This window comes from Actinoplanes sp. NPDC024001 (genome assembly GCF_040638955.1).
Classification (GTDB): Bacteria; Actinomycetota; Actinomycetes; order Mycobacteriales; family Micromonosporaceae; genus Actinoplanes.
This window is the reverse complement of sequence record NZ_JBEZZB010000013.1, coordinates 68,963-89,569: the sequence shown is the minus strand read 5'-3', so window position 1 is coordinate 89,569 and position 20,607 is coordinate 68,963. Positions and strand designations below refer to the sequence as shown.

Sequence of the window (20,607 nt, the reverse complement as noted above, 5' to 3'; positions counted from 1 at the left end):
GACATATTGATTGCGGGTGTGTTACCGCGTCAACGCCCTTGGTCGCGGATCCAGGCGTCGATCAAGCCACCGAAGTGAGCGAGGAACTTCTCGTGCTCGTGCACCGGATACATCGCCCGGACAGTCTCACGCAGCAGCGACCGGAACTCCTCGGAGATCACCCAGTCGTAGACGATCTCGTCGACGTTGCTCAGGTGCTTCGCGCAGAACTCCTGGTAACGGTCCACCTCGAAGTAGTCGTCGGCCAGCTTGCGGTACGCGGACAGCTTGTCGGCGTACGACAGGCCCGGCTCGTCGGCGATCGTGAAGTACTCCGACGTGTCGGTGTCCAGCCGCGCCCTGCGGCCGGTGACCACGCAGTAGACGGTCCAGCGCAGCAGCGCGGTCATCGCCCACGGGAAGTAGTAGTGCAGCGAGGTCAGCGCCACGTCCGGGCAGGCGTTGGCGTAATCGATCGGGTGCACCTGGTCGCCGCGGACCAGCGACTCGCAGGAGTTGAACTCCCAGCGGAAGAAGGCGTTGATCAGGCGGGAGATCGTCACCACCTCGTCGCCGGCCGACGCCGACAGGAAACCGTGGTCCACCTCGTAACGGGCGTGCATCGGCTGGTCCGGGCGGAACTTCATCACCATCGTCTCCGGGCCGATGCTCAGGCTCCGGGCGAAGACGTCGTAATCCTCGACCGACGCCTGAAGGTGCATCAGCCGCTCACCGGACGCGTCGTACGCGGCGTGCAGCTCGTCGGCGTTGCGGATCCGGGAGACGCCGACCCAGGCGCCGCCGTCGTAAGGCTTCATGTAGAGCGGGTAACCGACCGACGCGGCCGTCGCCTCCAGATCGAACGGCCGGTTGTACCGGGCCGCGGTGTAAGCCCAGCGCGAGTTCTCCAGGGGGTTCTTGAACGGCACCAGCACCGTCTCCGGCACCTTCAGCCCGAGCCGCATCATCGCGCAGTAAGCGGCGTGCTTCTCCATCGACTGGAAGGTGAACGGGCTGTTCAGCAGGTACACGTCGTCCATCAGCGCGATCTTCTTGAGCCACTCGCGCGGGTGGTAGTACCAGTGCGCCAGGCGGTCGATCACCAGGTCGTGGCGGGGCCGGTCACGCAGGTTGAAGGGCTCGATCGTGACGCGGACCGACAGCGACCGGTGGGTGCGGCCGTCCGGCCCGGACACGGTGCCCAGCCGGCGCAGCAGCGCCTCATAGGCGCGTGGCCAGTCGTCCTCGGTGCCCAGCAGCAATCCGATGGTGTGCTCGACGTCGGCCACAGCCGCCTCCCTTGGTCAGATCAGTTCGGCCACACCTGCCGCAGCAGTGAGGTCAGATGCGGGTCCAGGGCATCCCGCCAGCCCACCCACGTGTGCGCGTCCGGGTTCTCGGCGTGCGTGATCGGATACCCCTGTTTCGCCAGGGCATCCACCATGTCGCGGTTGTTCGCCAGGTTCTCCTCGGCGGCGCCGCACGTCATCGCCGCCGGGACGGCCGGGCCGCGGCGCGCCCGCAGGGTCCGGGCGGTGAACCGGACGATCCGCCGCCAGTGCTCGAAACCGGACTCCTGGCTGTCATGACGGGGCTGGAAGAAACTGCCGGACTGCAGGAACAGCCCGGCGAAACCGGCCGGATGCCGGCGCTGCGTGTGCAGCATGGCGAGCGCGCCCAGACTGGCCCCGGCGCCGATCACCGGGCCGCCGTCCAGGCCGGCACGCAGGCGCGGAATGATCTCCCCGGCCAGCGCCAGGGCGTAAGCGCGCGACGCCGAGTACCACTGCAGGCGGTCCCCGGCCGGCAGCAGCACCAGGTGGTACGGCGCGAGCCGCCCGGCGCCGATCATCCCGGCGGTGTAGCGGCCCAGCTCGCCGAACCGGTCGTAATCGGGGCCGTCGTGCGCCACCAGGACCCGGCCGGTCGGCTCGCCGGGGGACCAGATCCGCACGCTCAGCTCGGTCCGCAGCCGGCGGACCGGCAGCCGCACGGTCCGCCAGGCGCCGGGCGCGGGCGGCAGCTCCCGCCAGGAGGGCGCCCGGTAACCGGGGCAGAGCAGCACCGACGAATCACCGAAACCGCCGGGCGCGCGTTCCGGGTTCGCCGGATCGCAGACCGTCTCCGACGTGCCGTCGGCGTGCCGCAGCTCCAGCCGGTACTCCAGGCGCTGCAGCGGTGGCGTCCGGTGCCGCAGCTCCCAGAACCCGCCGTCGGCGAAGGTGAGATCGGCGCGGAAGGCGGAGCTGAGCACCCGGACCCCGGCCAGCTTCCGGGCGGGATCCGGGTAACGGAACGAGAGCGTGGCGCCCTCCCACCGTGCCCCGCCCGCACCCGCCATGAACGCACCCTAACGCCGCGCCCGGCCACCCGCCCGGTATGCGCCGCCTCAGCCGAGCGCCGCGAGGAAGCGGGACACGAAACGGGCCCGCAGGTCCGAGGTCTCCAGGTTGTCGGCCGGCCACCACGGGCAGGCGACGTGCACGGCGACGACCCGGCCGGTCGCCAGCAGACGGCCGGCGGCGGCGAGCACGTCGTCCAGCGACGGTCCGCCCGGCGCGGGGAAACGCAGGCCCGGCAGCTCGCCGGGATCGACGACGTCGGCGTCGAGGTGCAGCAGGAACTCGCCGGACGGGGTGGTCGCGGCGGTCACCTCCGGCACGGTGACCCGGCGGACCGCGCCGGTCGCCAGGTAATCGGCCTCGGCCGGATCGGTGTCCCGGGCGTCCACCAGGACGGCTCGCTCCGTCGGCACCGGGCGGAGTCCGAAAAGGCCCGCGTACCGCTCCGGGTGCGCGCCGGTGACCAGCCGCAGCGACAGTCCGCCGAGATAGCCGGAGGTGGTGGTCTGCAGGGTGTGCAGGTCGGCGTGCGCGTCGAACCAGACGACTCCCGGGTCCCGGCCGGCCCGCTGCAGCCCGGCCAGGACCCCACCGGCGACCAGGCAGTCGCCGGAGAAGACCGCCGGTGGGGAACCGCCCGCGGCCGAGGCGGCCACCGCCGACGCCACCGCCTCCTGCACGGCCGCGATCCGCCGCCACGAGTCCGCGGCGGACGACGGCGCGCTGACGGTGACCGCCGCCCGCACCGGGACGTCACCCGGCGGCAGCGGCTGATCTTGGTGGTACGGCACCATAATGATCGTCACGCCGCCCAGACTGGCACGATGGACGGCATGGCGCTGCCCCCGGACAGTCACGTGCACAGCGAGTGGTCCTGGGACGCGCCGCTCGGCTCGATGGAACGCACCTGCGCCCGCGCGGTCGAGATCGGCCTGCCGGCGATCGCGTTCACCGAGCACGTCGACCACACCGCGTGGCCGGCGCCGGTCGACGGTCCCTACGCGAACGAGCGGATCACCGCCCACGCCGACGCGGCCGGGCTGTTCACCCCGCCGGCCTTCGACGCCGCCGGATACCTGGCCGCGGTCGAGCGCTGCCGCGACCGCTTCCCCGGGCTGCACATCCTCACCGGCCTGGAGATGGGCGAACCGCACCGGCACACCGCCGAACTCGCGGCGATCCTCGCCACCGGCCGCTTCGACCGGGTGCTCGGCTCGCTGCACTGCCTCGCCGACGGCGACCACTACGCGGAGCCGTGGGGCATCTTCCCGCACCGCGACCCCACCGAGGTGGTCCGCACCTATCTGGCCGAGGTGATCCGGCTGGTCGAGACCGCCGACAACTTCGCCGTGCTGGCGCACATCGACTACCCGGTCCGCTTCTGGCCCACCCCGCCCTTCGCCCCGGCCGCCTTCGAGGACGAGTTCCGCGCGGCCCTGCGCGCGACTGCCCGCTCCGGCCGGGCGCTGGAGATCAACACCCGGCTGCCGCTGCACGAGACGCTCCTCGGCTGGTGGCGCGACGAAGGCGGCCTGGCAGTCACCTTCGGCAGCGACGCCCACCTGCCCGGCGCGGTCGGCCACGGCTTCCGCGAGGCCGCCGCGATGGCCGACGCCTACGGCTTCCGGCCCGGCGCCACCCCCTACGACTTCTGGCGCCGCTCGGCATGAAACTCACGCTGGTCAGCTTTTGAGGTACGCGTTCTGCGAAGCTCGGTGCCACCCGCGCGATCACCCAGCCACTCCAGGCCCCACCGCGACCGCCGGGCGTAAGCACCGGCCGAGCCGCCAGATCCGCGCCCCGGCCGGGCAGTCCCGTCGCCAAGCCGGGCACACCCTCGCGGCCCGCACCCGCCGGCCGCGGCCGGGCAGTAGGCCACCTCCGCGCCGGTATCGCCCGCCCTCCGGCGGCCCGCAGCCGGTGCGGCGCTCACTGCTCACCGTTCCGGCGCCCGCCGCGCACCTGGCCATTGCCGGGACTTCGGTGGGAACCTGCTCAAGCCCGGCGGTCGCGGTGGGGCCTGGAGTGGCTGGGGGATCGCGCGGGTAGCACGGGGCTTCGGAGAACGCGTACCTCTGGGTGGGTTTTAAGGTCTTTTCATGCGTATGCGGATCGAGGGGCATGACCTGCCGGGCCGGGCCGGCGCCCCGCAGGCTGAGCAGCTGCGGCTCGGTGGGGTGCATGTGGGTGTGCAGCGCAAGAGCGAGGTCGTCGAGCGGGTGCCGGTGCACGCGGAGCGGGCTGTCTGGGAGTTCGAGGTCGCTACCCGTGAGGTGGACGGGCTGGTCGATGTGGGCGGGCCGTGGGTGCACGGGCGGCCGGGGGCTCGCTTCCTCTATCTGAGCTGGGGCGCGGTGGACGGGGAGGAGTTCGCGATGTTCCGGCGGGCGAAGCTGCTGTTCGGCGACATTCCGGGGGCGCTGCTGCGCGAGGCCGCCGCGGGCCGGGGTGTGCTGGTGGGGCGGCTCGGCTTGACCGATGCCGATGGTGGTCCGCGTTGTGCCCGGGTGCGGCCGCCGGATCTCGCCTGGACGCTGGAGTGACCGCTCCCCGGCTGGTGGCCGCAGACCGCCGGCTCGCCACGGCCCTCGGCGGTGGCTGAGCAGGGCGTTCGGGAAAGTGTCAGAGGGGCGGCCTAGAGTCGGCGACGTGCTGAACCACCGTGGCTTGCCAGTTCACCGCCCCGTTTCGCCGGTTGGCGCCGGGCGGTGGCGGTCGTGAGCGCGCTGGTCGCGGTGGCGGCCGACGAGGTTCGGGTGCTGCACGGGTTCCTCGGGCCGGGTGGCGTGATCGGGCTGTGGGCCGAGACCGATGCGGAGCCGGGGGCGGTGGCGGGGCGACGGCGTGGCGCCGTGCCGGAGCATCCGTTCGCGGTGCCCGCTGAGGGGCTGCCGGCGGGGGAGACGTCGCGGTCGGCCGCGCTGATGCTGCCGTCCACCGGGGCCGGCCCGCTGCCGTCGCCGCAGCTGGGGTTGCCGGCGCGGCGGGGGACGCCGCGGCCGCGGGTCTGGCGGGTGCCCGCGATGGAGGTGCCGTTCCTCGATGCTGATCTGGTGGCCGAGTTCGACGGGCGGGTGGCGCCGTCGGTCGGCTGGCTGGTCGAGTTGTGCGGGTTCGCGGCGAGCCTGGTGCGGCGGGGCCGGGTGCTGCCAGGCGTGCGGATCGACGGGGCCCGCCCGGCGGCCTGGTGGCGGCCGGTGCTGATCGGGGCCGACGCGGTGCGGCACGCGTCGCTGCGCGAGCGGATGCCACCGGCCTGCCGGGCTGAGCAGGCAGCGTCCGGTCCGGCGGGGGCGGAGCTGCTCGGGGCGGCGCTGGAGCGCCTGGTGGATGGGCTGGTGCGCACCCGGCTGGCCGAGGCGGGGGTGGGCCTGGCTGACTACGGGTGGCTGGCCGCGCTCACCGGGGAGCCCGAGTTCGAGGCGGCGCCGGCGCTGGTCGACGAGTTGACCGGGCGGCTCGACGCGTGGTTCGGGCAGGCGGCGCGCGGAGCCGAGGTGCGGGTCTGCTTCCGGCTGAGCGACCCGCGTGAGCACGAGCCGGTGATGCCCGACGACGTGCCGCTGCCGGAGGACGCGTGGCGGCTCGAGTTCCTGCTGCAGGCGGCCGACGAGCCGAGCGTGCTGGTCAGCGCCGCCGACGTGTGGCGCGATCGATATGCACCGTTGTCCCGGTGGACGTCGCATCCGCAGGAGCGGCTGCTCGCGGGGCTGGGGCGGGCGGCCCGGCTCTATCCCGACCTCGGCGAGGCGCTGCGCGGCGCCCACCCGGTCGAGATGCTGCTCGACACCGAGGGCGCCCACCGCTTCCTCAGCCATGCCGGGCTGCTGGAGGAGGCGGGCTACGGGGTGCTCCTGCCGGCCTGGTGGCAGCGCCGGCCGGGGCTCGGCCTGTCGCTGCACGTGCGCGGGCGTGACCCGGTCTCCACCGTGCTGCGTGACCGGGCGGTCGGGCTGCGCGAGATGGTCGACTACCAGTGGGGGCTGGCGCTCGGCGGGCGCACCCTCACCGCCGACGAGCTGACCGACCTGGCCCGGGCCAAGGTGCCGCTGGTCCGGCTGCGGGGGCGCTGGGTCTTCCTCGACCAGCGGCGGCTCGCGGCGGGGCTCGACTTCCTGCGGCGCGGCGGCGGCACGATGACCGCGGGCGACGCGCTCAAGGTGATGCGGCTGCTCCCGCCGGAGGAACTGCCGCTGCCGGTGACCGACGCGCGTGGCGAGGGGTGGCTGGCCGACCTGCTCACCGGGCGTCTCGACCAGCGGCTGGAGGTTCTCGACCCGCCGCCGGGGCTCAGCGGTGAGCTCCGGGCGTATCAGACGCGGGGTTTCTCCTGGCTGGCGTTCCTGGATTCGCTGGGGCTGGGCGCCTGCCTGGCCGACGACATGGGGCTGGGCAAGACCGTGCAGCTGCTCGCCCTGCTGCTGCACCACCGGGCCGGGCCGGCGCTGCTGATCTGCCCGCTCTCGGTGCTGGGCAACTGGCAGCGCGAGGCGGAGCGGTTCGCGCCGTCGCTGCGGGTCCGCGTGCTGCACGGCGCCGACCGGGAGGACCCGGCCACCCTGGCCGACGGCGCCGACCTGGTGCTGACGACCTATGCGACGGCCGTTCGTGACGCCGACGCCCTCGCCGGGATCAGCTGGGACCGGGTGGTGCTCGACGAGGCCCAGCACATCAAGAACGCCGGCGGCGCCACGGCGAAAGCGGTCCGCCGCTTCCCCGCGCGCAACCGGATCGCGCTCACCGGCACCCCGGTGGAGAACCGGCTCTCCGAGCTGTGGTCGATCCTCGACTTCGTCAACCCGGGCCTGCTCGCGTCGGCGCACACGTTCCGGGCGCGCTTCGCGGTGCCCATCGAGCGCTACGGGGAGGAGGCCGCCGCCGCCCGCCTGCGCCAGGCGACCCGGCCGTTCCTGCTGCGGCGCACCAAACTGGATCCCGCGGTCGCCGGTGAGCTGCCGACGAAACGGCACGTGCGGCACCTGTGCGGGATGACGACCGAGCAGGTCAGCCTCTACCGGGCGGTCCTCGACGAGTTGCAGGACCGGCTCGCCGAGCCGGGCGAGAAATGGCGCAAGGGCCTCGTGCTGGCCGCCATGACCAAGCTCAAACAGGTCTGCGTGCACCCGGCGCTGCTGCTCAAGGACGGGTCGCCGCTGCCCGGCCGGTCCGGCAAGATCGACCGGCTGGAGGAGATCCTCGACCACGCCCTCGGGGCGGGGGAGAGCGTGCTGTGCTTCACCCAGTTCGCCCGCTTCGGCGGCATGCTGACCCCGCACCTGGCCGCCCGCTTCGGTGTGCCGGTCCGCTTCCTGCACGGCGGCACCCCGCGCGGCGCCCGGGATGCCATGGTGGCGGAGTTCCAGCGGGCCACCCGGCCGGGCGTCTTCGTGCTCTCGCTGAAAGCCGGCGGCACCGGTCTGAACCTGACCGCGGCCAACCATGTCGTGCACGTGGACCGCTGGTGGAACCCGGCCGCGGAGACACAGGCGTCCGACCGGGCATACCGGATCGGCCAGCGCCGCGACGTGCACGTCCACAACCTGGTCTGCCTCGGCACGCTGGAGGAGCGCATCGACCAGCTGGTCGCCGACAAGGGCGTGCTGGCCGAGCGGGTGGTCGGCAACGGCGAGGGCTGGCTGAGCGCCCTCTCCACACAGGAGTTGCGCGAGCTGTTCGCGCTGGCGCCGGAGGCGATCGTTGACTGAGCCGACCCGCGGCGGGAAGCCGGTGCAGACCCACAGCGAGTTCCCGGTGGCGTTCCTGGGCATGTTCGAGTCGCTGCGGATGGGGCCGACGTTCGCCCGGGGCCGCCGTGACGAGCGGGCCGGGCACGTGCGCAGCCTGACCGTCTCCAGCAGCCTCGCCGTCGCCCTGGTGCGTGGCCCGGAGGATCCGGCGGCCTTCCGCTCCCGGATCGCGGTGCGGGCGTTCGGCGCGTCCGACTGGGCCCGGGTCGAGAAAGCCCTGGTCGCCGAGGCGCGCTATGTCGCCGACCTGCTCGACGGGCGGATGCCCGCCGGGATCGAGGCGGTCTTCGCCGGCGCCGGGCTGGGGCTGCTGCCGCTGTCGCTCGACGAGGTGGCGATGGACTGCAGCTGCGAGCGGTGGCCGATGCCGTGCATCCACCTGGCGGCGACCACCTACGCGCTGGCGCGGGCGTTCGAGACCGACCCGTTCGAGGTGTTCACCTGGCGCGGGCGCTCCCGCGACGAGTTGCTGATGCGGCTGCGCCGGCTGCGGGAGTCGGCCGCGGTCGACGTGCTGGACACCGGGTCGCCGGCCGCCGAGGAGCCGGCACCGCCGGTGCAGCCCGTGCCGCTGGTCGACCCGAACGATCCGGCCGCCTTCTGGGGTGTGGAAGCCGCCGGGGCGCCGGAGCCGGAGAGCCCGGCCGGGTTGCGGCCGGACGCGCTGCTCGACCAGCTCGACCCACCGGCGCTCAGCCACCACGGGAGACCGGTGACCGAGGTGCTGCGTCCGGCCTACCAGGCGTTGAGCGACGAGGTTGCGCGGCCCGGCTAGGGTGGGGCCGTGATCTGGTGGGAGGCCCTCTGGCGCTTGGTCGGCGTGCTGACCGAGTCGGGCCCGACCGGTCTGCTGCTCGGCGCCGGTGCGATCGCCGGTGTGCTGCTGGTGACCGTGCTCTCCGCGAGCGTCCTGCTCGGTGCGCGGCTCACCGCCGCCGACCCCACGGTCAGCCGTCGCGTGCTGCGCGACCGCGCCCGGCGCACCGGGGTGCCGCGATACCGCGACCCCGACGCTGACGGGCGCGTCCGGCCGAGAGGACCCACCGCGGCCCTCGCGGCCGCCTGAGCGATCCCTTTTCCCGGCCCGCTCGCCGGCCGCTGGTGACTGTTCTCGTCCCAGCTCCCCGAGGGGTTCCTTCTCCATGTCCTCCGTCATGGCCGCCGTCTACACGGCGATCTCCGCAATCCTGCTGTTCTGGCACGCCGCCTGGCACCGGCTGGTCGGCGACGCCAGCGCCTGGCACACCGACTGGGCCTGGGTGCTCGGCATCGTGTTCCTCGTCCTGACCGTCCGCATCGCACTGTTTCCCCTGGTAGTAAGGCAGATCCGATCCCAGCGCGCGGTCCAGCGGCTGCAACCGAGGATCGCCGAACTGCGCGACCGGCATCGCGGTGACCCGCAGACGATGCAGGCCGAGCTGCTGAAGCTGTACCGCGCCGAGAAGATCAAACCGATGGCGAGCATCCTGCCGCTGCTGCTGCAGGCGCCGATCCTGTTCGGTCTGCTGCACGTGCTGCGCCACGTGCGGCCGAGCGTCACCAGCGAGGCGTCCCGCACGCTCTACGGGTGGACGCTGACCCAGTTCGACAGTGCCGTGCACGCGAAGCTGTTCGGGGCGCCGATCGTTGCCGGCTTCACCTCCGGCGCCGATCAGCTGAGCGTTCTGGGGGCCTCGGCGGTGACCGTGAAGCTCGTCGCGGCGGCACTGATTCTGATCATGACGGTGACGACGTATCTGACGACCCGGCAGATGATCAGCAAGACCGGTCCGGCGACGGATCCGCAGGGGCGGCTGGTGCAGCGGATGATGCTGTACGGGTTTCCGCTGTCCCTGCTGGTCTCCGGGGTGATCTTCCCGATCGGGGTGGTGCTGTACTGGGTGGTGCAGAACCTGTTCGCGCTGGGGCAGCAGGCGTGGATCCTGCGCAAGTATCCGCCGCCGGCCGCGGCCGGCCAGGGTGGGGATACACGGGCGGGCAAGGCCGGCCTGGCGTCCGCGGCTGGTTCTGCCGGGGCGGACGGCTCCGGCCGGTCGGGTGTGGAGGCGCCGAGGGTCGGCGCCAGGCCGGCGCGGTCCAAGCGCCGCCGGCGATGACTCAACCCGGGTCCGGCCCGGAACGCCGGGAGCGGCGGCCGCCTCAGCGCGTCCTTGCTGATCAGGGTGGCGCCCAGTGCGGGGGCGAGCCGCGCGGCCAGGGTGCTCTTCCCCGAACCCGGCAGGCCGTTGATCAGTATCAGTCGGTCGGCCACGCCGGGAAGGATCGCACGAGCCTGCCTTTACGGCCCCGGCCGGGTCGTCCAAACGGTCAGCATTCCGGCAAAGGCCTCAGAGCCTATTGCTGAGCGTGATGAGCTACGCACGTCATGGCGTCTTTGTCCGGAAAAGGTGTGACATGAACAAAGCAATGCGTTTGCTGGCGCTGGCCGGGGCGAGCCTCGCCGCCGGCGCGATGATCGGATCCGGTCCGGTCCAGGCCGCGCCGGCCGCGGCCCCGTCCACCGGCTCCAGCACCGGGAACCACGTGCAGAGCTGGGCCGACGACTACGACTACGTGGTCGGCTACTACCGCTGGCAGCGGGCCTGCCGCAACGCCGGCTGGACCGGCGTGAAGTTCGGCGCCTGGGACAAGTTCAAGTGCTCTCCCGTGCGGATCGGCTGGCACCGGTGGGCCTGGGAACTCGAGGTCCGCCAGCAGTACTGGAACTGGGACGACTGGGACGGCTTCTGGCCCGGTCACTGGCCGAACAAGCCGGACTTCATGGGCGGCCCGTTCGACATCGGCAAGCCGTACAAGCACAAGGGCTTCCCGTGGAAGCACTACAAGGGCAACAAGTTCGACGACTGGAAGGACAGCCCGAACGGGCCGGGCGAGCCCTGGAAGGTTCCGCAGGGTCCGGGCGGCATCAAGGATGGCGGTGACCCGTGGAAGGGTCCGCAGGGCCCGGGCGACATCAAGGGCCAACCGTGGAAGGACGACCACAAGGGGCCGGACGACATCAAGGGCCACCCGTGGCAGAACCAGGGCGATGACAAGGGCATGCCCTGGAAGACCGGTCCGAACACCTGATCGGTCACCGTACGAACCGGGCCGCACCGTACCCACGGTGCGGCCCGTTCGTTTCCGGCTCACCAGGCGACCGGGAGGTAATCCTTCAGGAAGCAGCCGTACACGTCCTCGCCCTGCTCACCGCGGACGATCGGGTCGTACACCCGGGCCGCGCCGTCGACCAGGTCGAGCGGGGCGTGGAACCCCTCCTCGTGCAGCCGCATCTTCGTCGGGTGCGGCCGCTCGTCGGTGATCCAGCCGGTGTCGACGCTGGTCATCAGGATGCCGTCGGCGAACATGTCGACCGCGCTGGTGCGGGTCAGCATGTTCAGCGACGCCTTCGCCATGTTGGTGTGCGGGTGCCCGGCGCCCTTGTAGCCGCGCGCGAAGATGCCCTCCATCGCGGACACGTTCACCACGTAGCGGCGCGGGAAGGGCGACGCCAGCATCGCCGCGCGCAGGCGGCTGACCAGGATGAACGGTGCGGTCACGTTGCAGAGCTGCACCTCGAGGAGCTCCAGCGGGTCCACCTCGTGCACCCGGTCGCTCCAGCTGTTCGTCGGCGTGGTGTCCGGCACCAGGCCGCCCGCGTCGATCGCTGTCGAGCGGGCGGTCAGCGCCAGCTCGGTGATCTGCTGCGGGGACAGCGACGTCGAACCGGCCGTCAGCGCGGCCGCCGGGGACGTCCCCGCGGTGCCGAAGTACTCCAGCTCCGGGAGCTTCCCGCCGGGCAACGGCTCGGCTTCCGCCGCGGCGATCGCTGCATAGGCGCCTGACGTACGCCGTACGGTCTGCGCCGCGTTGTTGATCAGGATGTCCAGCGGCCCGCGGGCCGCGACCGAATCCGCCAGACCGACCACCTGGGCGGGGTCGCGCAGGTCGATGCCGACGACCCGCAGCCGGTGCAGCCAGTCCGCGCTGTCCGGCATCGCCGCGAAGCGGCGGACGGCGTCGTGCGGGAAGCGCGTCGTGATCGTCAGATCCGCGCCGTCGCGCAGCAGGCGCAACGCGATGTACATGCCGATCTTGGCGCGGCCGCCGGTGAGCAGCGCCTTGCGGCCGGTCAGATCGGTACGCGCGTCGCGGCGCGCGTGGTTCAGCTCCGCGCACGACGGGCAGAGCTGGTGGTAGAAGGCGTCGACCACGGTGTACCGCTGCTTGCACACGTAGCAGCCGCGCGCCTGCTTCAGCACCCCGGCCGTCGCGCCCCGCGTCGTGCTGCGCAGCGGGATCCCGGCCGTCTCGTCGTCGATCCGCCCCGGCGCGCCGGTCGCGGTCGACTCGGTCACCTCCCGGTCGTGCGCCAGGACAGCGTCGCGGCGCTCCCGGCGCCGCTGCATCTTCGCCGTCTTGAACAGCCCACCGACCGCCCGCCGGACCCGCACCGCATCCGGATGCTCCACCGGCAGCGCCTCCACCTCGGCCAGCACGGCGAGGCATTCCGCGAGGCGGCGCGGATCCACACCCACGGCGTCGCCCGTCATTCGTTCGTCCCCCTCTGTTTCCACCGCAGGCACTGTACTTTCCCGGCCGTCCTATCGGCCGCCGGCGGCCTCGGGCAAGGGGTGCCGGTCACCTTCCGGCGCCGGGCTGCTCACGCAGCCCGGCGGTCAGCTGTGCGCGGGTCCGGGTTCCGGTTCGGTCGCGGTGGGCTCGCCGCCGGCCCGCGATGCGGGCCCCGGGTGGTCGGCCAGCGACGACGGGCGCCGGGCGGGCCGATCGTACGTGTTGTCGCCCGCCCCCGTGGCACGGGAGTGGGGTCCACCGTTCCCGGCCCTGCGGCGCCGGGCCGCCTCGTCATCGGCCAGGGTGGCGGGGCGGGTGCCGCGGGGCCGGTCCTCGGTGGGCGTGGCTCCGCTGAGCCAGTCGTCGAGGGTCTTCGGCCGGCGGATGCCGCCGGTGGTGGTGGTCAGGTCGCCGAGCGTGCCGGGGCGGTCGGAGGCGGTGGCCGGCTCGGGTTCCGGGGAGATGGGGCCGCCCTTCAGCCACTCGTCCAGCGTCTGCGGCCGGCGGATGAAGCCGGGGGCGCCGCTGACGGGCGCGGTCGGCTCGGATGCTTCCGCCTCGGATGCGTCCGGCTCGGCGGGCGTCTCCCGCTCGGCGGGCGTCTCCCGCTCGGCGGGCGCCTTCCGCTCGGCGGGCGTCTCCCGCTCGGCAGGGGTCTCCCGCTCGGCAGGGGTCTCCCGCTCGGCAGGGGTCTCCCGCTCGGCGGGCGTCTCCCGCTCGGCGGACGTCTCCCGCTCGGCCGTAGCGGCGTCGCCGTTCACCGGTTCTTCCGCTTGTTCCGCGCGCATGTGCGGGGCGGCGGTTTCCTGACCGACCGGAGCTGCTTCGTTGGTCTCCGGCTGCTCCGGGTGAGCCTCCGTGGCCGAGGCGGTGGGCACGTCCGGGACGGAGATGCCCGCTTCGTCAGTCGCGGGTGAGGGAGCGGGACGGTTGGAACCGGGGCTGACCGGGGCGATGGAGAGGTCGCCCAGGGTTTCCGGGCGGGAAGGGCGCTTGTTCTCCGCGGCTGTGCCGCTCAGCCATTCGTCGAGAGTCTGCGGGCGGGCTGTGGTTGCTGGAACCGCGCTGACCGGCGACGCCAGGTCGTCGAGCGTCCGAGGGCGGTTCGGGTCGGCGGCGGGGCGGCCTGTGCTGTGCGAGGCCGCCGGGGTGCTGCCGGCGAGGTCGCCCAAGGTCTGCGGGCGGGAGCCGCCGGTCGGCTCAGCCTTGGCCGATTCTTCGCCGGCCGGTTCCAGCTCGGCCGGTTGCTGCCCGGCCGGTTGCTGCCCGGCCGGTTGCTGCCCGGCTGATTCCTGTCCGGCCGGGGCCGGTTGGGCGAGCCAGTCGAATCGATCGGTGGCCGGGGTGATCAGGCTGGCGAGCCTAGGATCGGATCGCCAGGTGAACAGATCCTCCACCTCGGCGGGCACGTTGGCCGGGCCGACGGCCGCTACCGGCTTGTCTCCGGCTGCGGAATGGCTCGCCTCGTCCGCGGGCGCGGCTCGGGCGATCTCTGCCTCGGGCTGGGCGAGGTCGCGGTCGTCCGCTGATCCGGCCTGGGCAGCGGGGAGCGCGTCGGTGGGCCTGGTCTCCGCGGCGTCGTGGCCGGATGCCGATTCGGCCTCGGTAGAGGCGGGCGCGTCGATGGGCTCGGACCGCGTGAGGTCGCGGTCGTCTGCCGACTCGGCCTGAGCAGCGACGATCGGGTCAGCGGGCTTGACCTGCGGGGTGGCGACGTCCTCCGTGGCCTCGGCCTGCGCGGGAACAGTCAGGTCCGCGGGCTCGGCGAGTTCGGCGTGGGTGTCGGCGGGTTCGGCCTGCGTGGCCGTGACCTGGTCCGGCACCGGTGTGCGGGCGTCCTCGGGTTCGGCCGGCGTGGTGCGGGCTTCCTGGGGTTCGGCCGGCGTGGTGCGGGCTTCCTCGGGCTCGGCCTGCGGGGTAGTGACGTCCTTCGGGTGGTCGGCCGGCGCAGGGGTGAGGGCGTCCACGGACTCAGCCTGCGCGGGAGCGTCCACGGATGCCACCTCGGCATCAGGAAGAGCCTGTGCGCTGGCGAAGGCCTGCGGGAAGGCCGGAGCGGCGGCCGGTTCTTCGGCTGAGTCGCGGGGGGAGGAGGGCGCGGCGGGAGCGAGACGGGGCTGCTCCGCGTCAGGGTCCACGGGCGGTTCGGTCGCCTTCGGGGCAGCTGTGCTGGAGGAGGGTTCCGGCTCCGGGGAAGTGGAGGAGGCGGGCTCCGGCCGTGGCGAGAGCTCGATGTCGGCGGGATCGGGCGAGGGCGCGGCTGGGACGCCGACCTCGGGGGTCACCGTGTTCGACGTCGCGGTGGGTTCGGGGTCGGCGGTGAGGGCGGGGCCCTCCAGGACTGGGGTCGCTTCGATCTCGTCTCCGGTCACGGCGTCGCGGGATGCGGGCTGCGACCCGGAATCGGCGGCGTCGTTCAGGTCAAGCTCGGAGACTGCCTGGTCGAACAGCGGCGGCCGGTCCGTGTCGCTGAGCACAGCCTCGGCGGGCGAGGTGTCGCTCAGGTGGAGGTCGGTGATCGTCTGGTCGAACAGTGGGGGCAGGGCATCATCGTCAGCCGGCTCGCCGAGCCTGTCGAGAGGGGGCGCTACCAGCGGCGATGCCGCGGGTTCGGGGAGCGTCCGGTCAGTCAGGTCGTCGGCGGCAGCCTTGAGCGGTGCGTCGTCGCCGGTGTCCGCTGCCACGGCTTCGGACGCCGGAGCGGCGACCGGAGAAAGAGGAGCGGGAGATTCGGCCTCGGCGAGGGGACCGGACGTCAGGTCCATGGCGGAGTCGAGGGGTTCGGCCGCGGGCTCGACTGCGGAGTCGGCGGTCGAGGGGAAAGGCTCCGCGGCCGAGGGGAGAGGCTCGGCTGCCGGGTCCGTGGCTGCGGAGGGAGGCTCGGCAGCGGCCTTGGCCTCCTCCTCGGCCTCGGCGTCGACGGTGTCCTCAGCGAAGAGCGACGGATACTCCGCCGCGCCCTCGGTCAGCTTTTCCGGCTCCAGGCCCAGCAGGGACGTCACCGGCAGGTCGACGACCTCCGGCTCCTCGTCGTCGGAGGTGGCGGGCGCGTCGTCCGTACCCCGGACCAGCGGAAGCACGGTGGTGACCTCGCCCGGGCCGGCGGGCAGGGCCGGGACCGGCCGCGTCAGCGGCGGGGTGCCGGACTTCTCCTTCTCGGCGAGGTAGTCGAGCACCGCCTCGTAGTCGAGCACGACCGTCTGCGACGCCGACGGGCCGGCGGGCAGGGCGCCCGCCGCCGCGAAACCGGCCGGCAGGGCGAACGTGACGGTATCGTCATCGGACAGGAAGGCAGCCGAGGAGGAGGCAGCGGGGGACAAGGCAGCGGAGGAGGAAGCAGGGGAGGAGAAAGCGGGGGACGGCTTCTCCACGTGCCAGTCGGTGATCTCCGCCTCGCCGGCGTGCTCGGCCAGGCCGGCGCGCTCCTGCAGGCGGCGCAGCGGGCCCGGCGCCCACCAGGCCGCGTCGCCGAGCAGGGCGAGCACGGACGGGACGAGCAGCATGCGGACGACCGTGGCGTCCAGGACCAGGGCGACGATCATGCCGACGCCGACGAACCGCATGGTGGTCACCGAGGAGAGGGCGAACGCGCCGGTCACCACGATGAGCAGCAGCGCGGCCGCGCTGATCACCCGGCCGGTCCGGCTGAGCCCGATGGTCACCGCCTCCGCGCTGGTCGCCCCGCGCAGCCGGGCCTCCACCATCCGGGACAGCAGGAAGACCTCGTAGTCGGTGGAGAGACCGAACACCACGGCGGCCATCAGCACCACGATGCCGGCTTCCAACGGCGCCGGCGTGACGTCGAGCAGCCCGGCGCCGTGGCCCTCCTGGAAGATCCAGACGAGGATGCCGAAGGTGGCGCAGAGGCTGAGCGCGCTCATCAGCACCGCCTTGACCGGCAGCAGGACCGAGCCGAACGCCAGGAACATCAGGATCAGGGTGGCCCCGGCGAGCAGCCCGATCATGAGCGGCAGCCGCTCGGCGATCGCGGCGAGGCTGTCCACGTTGCGGGCGGTGGCGCCGTCGACGAGCACCTCGGTGTTCGCCGGCACGGGCAGGGCGCGCAGGTCCTCGACGGCCTGCCGGGCCTCGGGGCTGAACGAGTCGGTGCTCTCCAGGTCGGCGTTGAGCACCACCACGTCGTCCCCCGAGCCGGAGACGGTGACCTCGACGACGCCGGGCACGTCGGCGGCCGCCTCGGTGAACTTCTCGACGTCCGGCTTCTTGCCGTCGGTGCCGCGCACCACGAGCTGCACGCCGTCGGTGCTGAACTGCGGGTAGTCGGCCTTCAGCGTCTCGATCGCCACCCGGGACGGGTCGCCGGCGGGCAGGACACGTTCGTCGTTCTCGCCGAACCGGGCGTCGGTGATCGGCAGGGCCAGCACCAGCAGGCCGGCCAGGATCGGCAGCGCCACCAGGAACGGGCGGCGCAGCACGGCGCCGGCCAGCCGCTCCCACCCGCTGAGCCGGTCGCCGTCCGCCTGACGGCGGCCGGGCAGGCGTACCGGGAGCTTGTCGACGCCGGGGCCGATGATCGCCAGGATCGCCGGCAGCAGGGTGAGCGAGAGCAGCATGGCGAGGAAGACGGCGGCGAGGCCGCCGTACGCCAGGGACTTCAGGAATCCCTGCGGGAAGAGCAGCAGGCCGGCCAGGGCGGTCATCAGCAGGGTCGCCGAGAACAGCACGGTACGGCCGGCGGTCGCGACCGTACGCCGGACCGCCTCGGCGGTGCTGTGGTTCGCCTGCTCCTCGCGGAAGCGGCCGACCATGAACAGGCCGTAGTCGATCGCCATGCCCAGGCCGAGGAGGCTGGCCACGTTGACCGCGAACGAGTTGACCTCGTGGTTGAGCGCGACCGCGTTGAGCACGCCGAGCGAACCGAGCACCGCGCAGCCGCCGACGAGGACCGGCAGGGACGCGGCCACCAGCGAGCCGAAGATCAGCAGGAGCAGGATGAGCACGATCGGCAGCGAGATCAGCTCGGCGAGTGCCAGGTCCTTGGTCGAGCGCTCGGAGGAGGTGTGACTCAGCGGCACGCCACCGGCGAGCTGGACGTGTGCGCCGGGAACCTGGAAGTCCTCCTCGATCTCCCCGTACGCGTCGGCCTTCGCGGCGTCGTCGTCGCCGGCCAGGGTGATCACCGCTACCGCGCTGGACTTGTCCTCGGCGGCGTAGTTGGCCTTCGCTGCCGCCTTGACCGTCCAGTACGAGCTCTGCGCGGTCACCACCGACTCGGGCAGGGCCGCCAGCCGCTCCTTGATCCGCTTGGTGAGGGCGGCGTCGTCGATGGTCCCCTGGTCCGGGGTGTAGATCGCGATGACGTCGCCGTCCGGCCCGTCGAGCGCCTCCGCGACCACCTCGGCGGCCCGGCCGGACTCGCTGTTCGGGTCGTTGTAGCCGCCCTCGGAGAGACGGTCGAACACACCGAATCCCCACACCCCGGCGCCGAGCACCGCGACCAGCGCGACGGCCAGCACCGACCAGCGGAGACGGGCGACCCGCGTTCCCCAGCCCGCGAACACAAGCTCCCCTTTCCCGGCCACCGCGACTCACGCCGGGCCGGTACGTGTCGTTTTTGCGAGTTACCGCAGTTCAGCGCAGGGCTGCGGCGAGCAGGACGACCCCGCCGCAGTCATCGTCGAAGGACTCCTCGGTGATCCACTCCACCGAGATCTTGCCAGTAGCGGTGGCGCCGTAGTGCACGGTGTAAACCGCCGTCGAGAGCTGCGATCCGCGCTGCGCCCACCGGTCGGTCCAGGCCTTGCCACCGGTGGACAGCCGCAGCCGCAGGCGGCCCTCACCGGACGAGACGCCGAGATAGAGCAGCAGCGTGCGGCTCTGCGCGCCGGCCGGCGCGGAGAGCGTGAAGCCCTTGCCCACTCCGCAGGTGCGCACCCCGCTGGTCACGCCGGTGGCCCGGGCCATCGGGCTGCCGCCGGTCCACCGGTATCGCTGCGGGCTGTCGTCCAGCCGGGCCCGCGGGGCGTCCGGGGTGTCCTCGAGAATGGCGAAGTTGCCGTTCGCCTTGCGTTCCAGCGAGTATTCGCCCTGTTCGCCCCAGTGCACCCAGTCGGCCTCGCCCTCGGCGGCCAGGTTCACGGTGTCACCGACCGGCACCCGCTCCACGGTGATCGAGTTCAGCAGCCGGATCGAGACCGACGGCGAGGGGCTGGGCAGCGGGATCGGCACCTGGGCGGCGGTCGGCTCGGCCGGGCCCGGCGTGGTCGCCGCCGGGGCGGCGCGGTCGGCCGAGCGGGCCCGGACGACCAGGCCGAAGGAGAGCACGGCGAGCACCCCGAGCAGGATCACGCCGGCCGTCGCGAAGTGTTCCTGCCAGCGCCGCCAGCCCTTCTCGAGCAACACGTCGGGCACCGCGGCCGGCCTCGGACGGCGCGCGGGCGTCTGATCGGGCAACGGCCCTCCAGATCAGGCGGTAGGCGGGGGGATCCCGGCGGGGCAGCCCGCGGGAGCGATAAACGATCTCATCTTGGGCGGCCGGAAAGAAGAGGGGGTGGCGTGTCGGGACGTACGGTTGATCGCCCGCCTCGGCGATTCGGCGGAGGTTCGGCGCGAGTTTGATCCCGGTCCCGAGTACCGTGTCCGAAGTTTCCGACCGCTGGACAGGGGATGCGATGACTGACACAACCGGCTCGACCAGCAAGGGCCGCGGCCGCGCCGTGGCCGGTGTGCTCACCGGCGTGCTGGTCTTCGCCGTGCTGACCGGGATCTTCCTGATGGTCCAGTCCGGCGGGGACGACGAACCCGCCGCGGGTCAGCAGCAGCAACAGCAACAGGCGTCGGCGACCAAGTCCGCCGACCCGCTGTCGGTGGAGCCCGAGGTGAAGCCCGGCACCGGGAAGGTCGACAAGATCGCGGTCACCGAGCTGATCGCGGGCAGCGGCCCGGTGGTGCAGAAGGGCCAGACCATCACGGTGAACTACAAGGTGATCTCCTACACCACGGGGGAGCCGGTCGACTCCTCCTGGGAGCGGGGGCAGCCGTTCACCTCGGAGATCGGCGTGGGCCGCCTGATCCCGGGCTGGGACCAGGCCGTTCCGGGCCTCAAGGTGGGCAGCCGGGTCCAGCTCGACGTGCCGGCCGCCCTCGCCTACGGCCCGGAGAAGGGCGACCTGCGCTTCGTCGTCGACATCCTCGACGCGAAGTAGCCGTTACAGCTCGGCCACCACGACGTCGAGGGCGCGCGGCCGGCCGGCCGCGCCCGGCGTCTCCTCCACCGTGAACTTGAGGTCGCGCAGCGCGGTGACCAGCTCGTCCACCGAGCCGGGCGCCGCGCCGTCCTCGGCGAGCGCGCGGACCAGCCGGCCCTTGGTGGCCTTGTTGAAGTGGCTCACCACCGACCGTTTCGGCACCCCGCCGACGACGCGTTCGTGCAGCACCCGCAGCGAGGCGGCCCGCTGCGCCGTGCCCGCCGGCGGCGACCACATCGCGGCGTAGGCGCCGGAGCGCAGGTCCAGCACCACGGTGTCCGCGGTGGCCGCGTCCAGCGCCGGGCGCAGGGCCTTCTTCCAGTAGGCGGTGAGCCCGCCGACCGGCGCCGGCAGGGTGACGCCGACCGAGCACCGGTACGCCGGGATCCGGTCGCCGAGCCGGACGACGCCCCACAGCCCGGAGAAGACCACGGCCGTGCGGTCCAGCCACTCCCGCGCCGCCGGGGCGAGCGTGTCCGCGCCGAGCGCCTCGTACAGCACCCCGGTGTAGACCCGCGCGGCCGGCGCCGCCGGCGCGGTGGGCAGCTCGGCGTTGCGGGCGATCTCGGCGCGCTGGCCGGCGCTGAGGCCGAGCGTGGCGAGCGAGTCGGCGATCGAACGTTCGCTGGTCCGCTTGCAGAGCGCGACCAGCCGGGTGAGCACCCGGGTCCGCGCCTTGGCGAGTTCGGGCAGCCAGAGGGTGGCCGGGTCGACGGGGTCGCCGGCCGCGGCCGCGGTCTTGCCCTCGGACGGGGGAAGCAGGATCAGCACGCGGCG

Annotated in this window: 15 protein-coding genes and 1 pseudogene; 8 read left to right on the top strand and 8 right to left on the bottom strand. The window is 73.0% G+C overall.

Features of this window, described 5'->3' with window-relative positions; all coding sequences use genetic code 11:
• Window positions 1–29: 29 nt before the first annotated feature.
• From AB0F81_RS07750 to AB0F81_RS07740, 3 genes are read right to left on the bottom strand one after another with little or no spacing between them, the layout of a single operon-like run.
• Window positions 30–1,268, bottom strand: a complete 1,239-nt coding sequence (locus AB0F81_RS07750) for a hypothetical protein (protein WP_360192642.1) — start codon at window positions 1,266–1,268, stop codon at window positions 30–32.
• 20 nt (window positions 1,269–1,288) lie between these two features.
• Window positions 1,289–2,320 (bottom strand): alpha/beta hydrolase-fold protein, encoded by a 1,032-nt coding sequence (locus tag AB0F81_RS07745; protein ID WP_360192639.1) that lies wholly within the window; start codon window positions 2,318–2,320, stop codon window positions 1,289–1,291.
• Window positions 2,321–2,368: 48 nt separating this feature from the next.
• The gene (locus tag AB0F81_RS07740; protein WP_360192636.1) at window positions 2,369–3,127 is read right to left on the bottom strand and encodes an arginase family protein; all 759 of its coding nucleotides are present in this window, start codon (window positions 3,125–3,127) and stop codon (window positions 2,369–2,371) included.
• A 27-nt stretch (window positions 3,128–3,154) separates the two neighbouring features.
• Between AB0F81_RS07740 and AB0F81_RS07735 the strand changes: the two genes are divergently transcribed.
• The 6 genes from AB0F81_RS07735 (at window position 3,155) to yidC (ending at window position 10,164) form a co-directional block, all read left to right on the top strand.
• A complete protein-coding gene (locus tag AB0F81_RS07735) occupies window positions 3,155–3,991 on the top strand; it encodes a PHP domain-containing protein (RefSeq protein ID WP_360192634.1) in 837 nt (278 codons plus the stop codon).
• A 429-nt stretch (window positions 3,992–4,420) separates the two neighbouring features.
• Window positions 4,421–4,864, top strand: a complete 444-nt coding sequence (locus tag AB0F81_RS07730) for a DUF5990 family protein (protein ID WP_360192631.1) — start codon at window positions 4,421–4,423, stop codon at window positions 4,862–4,864.
• Between the two features lie 174 nt (window positions 4,865–5,038).
• The gene (locus AB0F81_RS07725) at window positions 5,039–8,026 is read left to right on the top strand and encodes a DEAD/DEAH box helicase (RefSeq protein WP_360192628.1); all 2,988 of its coding nucleotides are present in this window, start codon (window positions 5,039–5,041) and stop codon (window positions 8,024–8,026) included.
• Window positions 8,019–8,843, top strand: a complete 825-nt coding sequence (locus tag AB0F81_RS07720) for a hypothetical protein (RefSeq protein ID WP_360192625.1) — start codon at window positions 8,019–8,021, stop codon at window positions 8,841–8,843. Before AB0F81_RS07725 ends, AB0F81_RS07720 begins: the two co-directional genes overlap by 8 nt.
• 9 nt (window positions 8,844–8,852) lie before the next feature.
• A complete protein-coding gene (locus tag AB0F81_RS07715) occupies window positions 8,853–9,134 on the top strand; it encodes a DUF6412 domain-containing protein (RefSeq protein ID WP_360192622.1) in 282 nt (93 codons plus the stop codon).
• A 76-nt stretch (window positions 9,135–9,210) separates the two neighbouring features.
• Window positions 9,211–10,164: a membrane protein insertase YidC gene (gene yidC / locus AB0F81_RS07710; protein ID WP_360192619.1), complete on the top strand. Its 954-nt coding sequence runs from the start codon at window positions 9,211–9,213 to the stop codon at window positions 10,162–10,164.
• A gap of 50 nt (window positions 10,165–10,214) precedes the next feature.
• On the opposite strand, the pseudogene AB0F81_RS07705 reads toward yidC, so the two are convergent.
• Window positions 10,215–10,319 (bottom strand): annotated as a pseudogene (locus tag AB0F81_RS07705) (AAA family ATPase); the annotation flags it as partial.
• Window positions 10,320–10,462: 143 nt separating this feature from the next.
• On the opposite strand from AB0F81_RS07705, the gene AB0F81_RS07700 reads away from it, so the two are divergent.
• On the top strand, window positions 10,463–11,137 hold the full coding sequence (locus tag AB0F81_RS07700) for a hypothetical protein (RefSeq protein WP_360192616.1): 675 nt from the start codon (window positions 10,463–10,465) through the stop codon (window positions 11,135–11,137).
• A 59-nt stretch (window positions 11,138–11,196) separates the two neighbouring features.
• Here the strand turns inward: AB0F81_RS07700 and AB0F81_RS07695 are convergent, their stop codons facing one another.
• The 3 genes from AB0F81_RS07695 to AB0F81_RS07685 form a co-directional block, all read right to left on the bottom strand.
• Entirely contained in the window at window positions 11,197–12,600 is a 1,404-nt protein-coding gene (locus AB0F81_RS07695) for an SDR family NAD(P)-dependent oxidoreductase (protein WP_360192613.1), read from the bottom strand.
• A 126-nt stretch (window positions 12,601–12,726) separates the two neighbouring features.
• Window positions 12,727–18,144 carry an MMPL family transporter gene (locus tag AB0F81_RS07690; RefSeq protein WP_360192610.1) on the bottom strand — a complete coding sequence of 1,806 codons (5,418 nt, stop codon included), beginning with the start codon at window positions 18,142–18,144 and terminating at the stop codon, window positions 12,727–12,729.
• 70 nt (window positions 18,145–18,214) lie between these two features.
• Window positions 18,215–18,985: a hypothetical protein gene (locus AB0F81_RS07685; RefSeq protein WP_360192607.1), complete on the bottom strand. Its 771-nt coding sequence runs from the start codon at window positions 18,983–18,985 to the stop codon at window positions 18,215–18,217.
• Window positions 18,986–19,254: 269 nt separating this feature from the next.
• Here AB0F81_RS07685 and AB0F81_RS07680 point away from each other — a divergent pair, with 269 nt between their 5' ends.
• Complete coding sequence (locus AB0F81_RS07680; protein WP_360192604.1) at window positions 19,255–19,788, top strand: FKBP-type peptidyl-prolyl cis-trans isomerase; 534 nt, start codon at window positions 19,255–19,257, stop codon at window positions 19,786–19,788.
• 3 nt (window positions 19,789–19,791) lie between these two features.
• On the opposite strand, the gene yaaA is transcribed toward AB0F81_RS07680, so the two are convergent.
• Window positions 19,792–20,601, bottom strand: a complete 810-nt coding sequence (gene yaaA, locus AB0F81_RS07675; RefSeq protein WP_360192602.1) for a peroxide stress protein YaaA — start codon at window positions 20,599–20,601, stop codon at window positions 19,792–19,794.
• Window positions 20,602–20,607 lie beyond the last annotated feature (6 nt).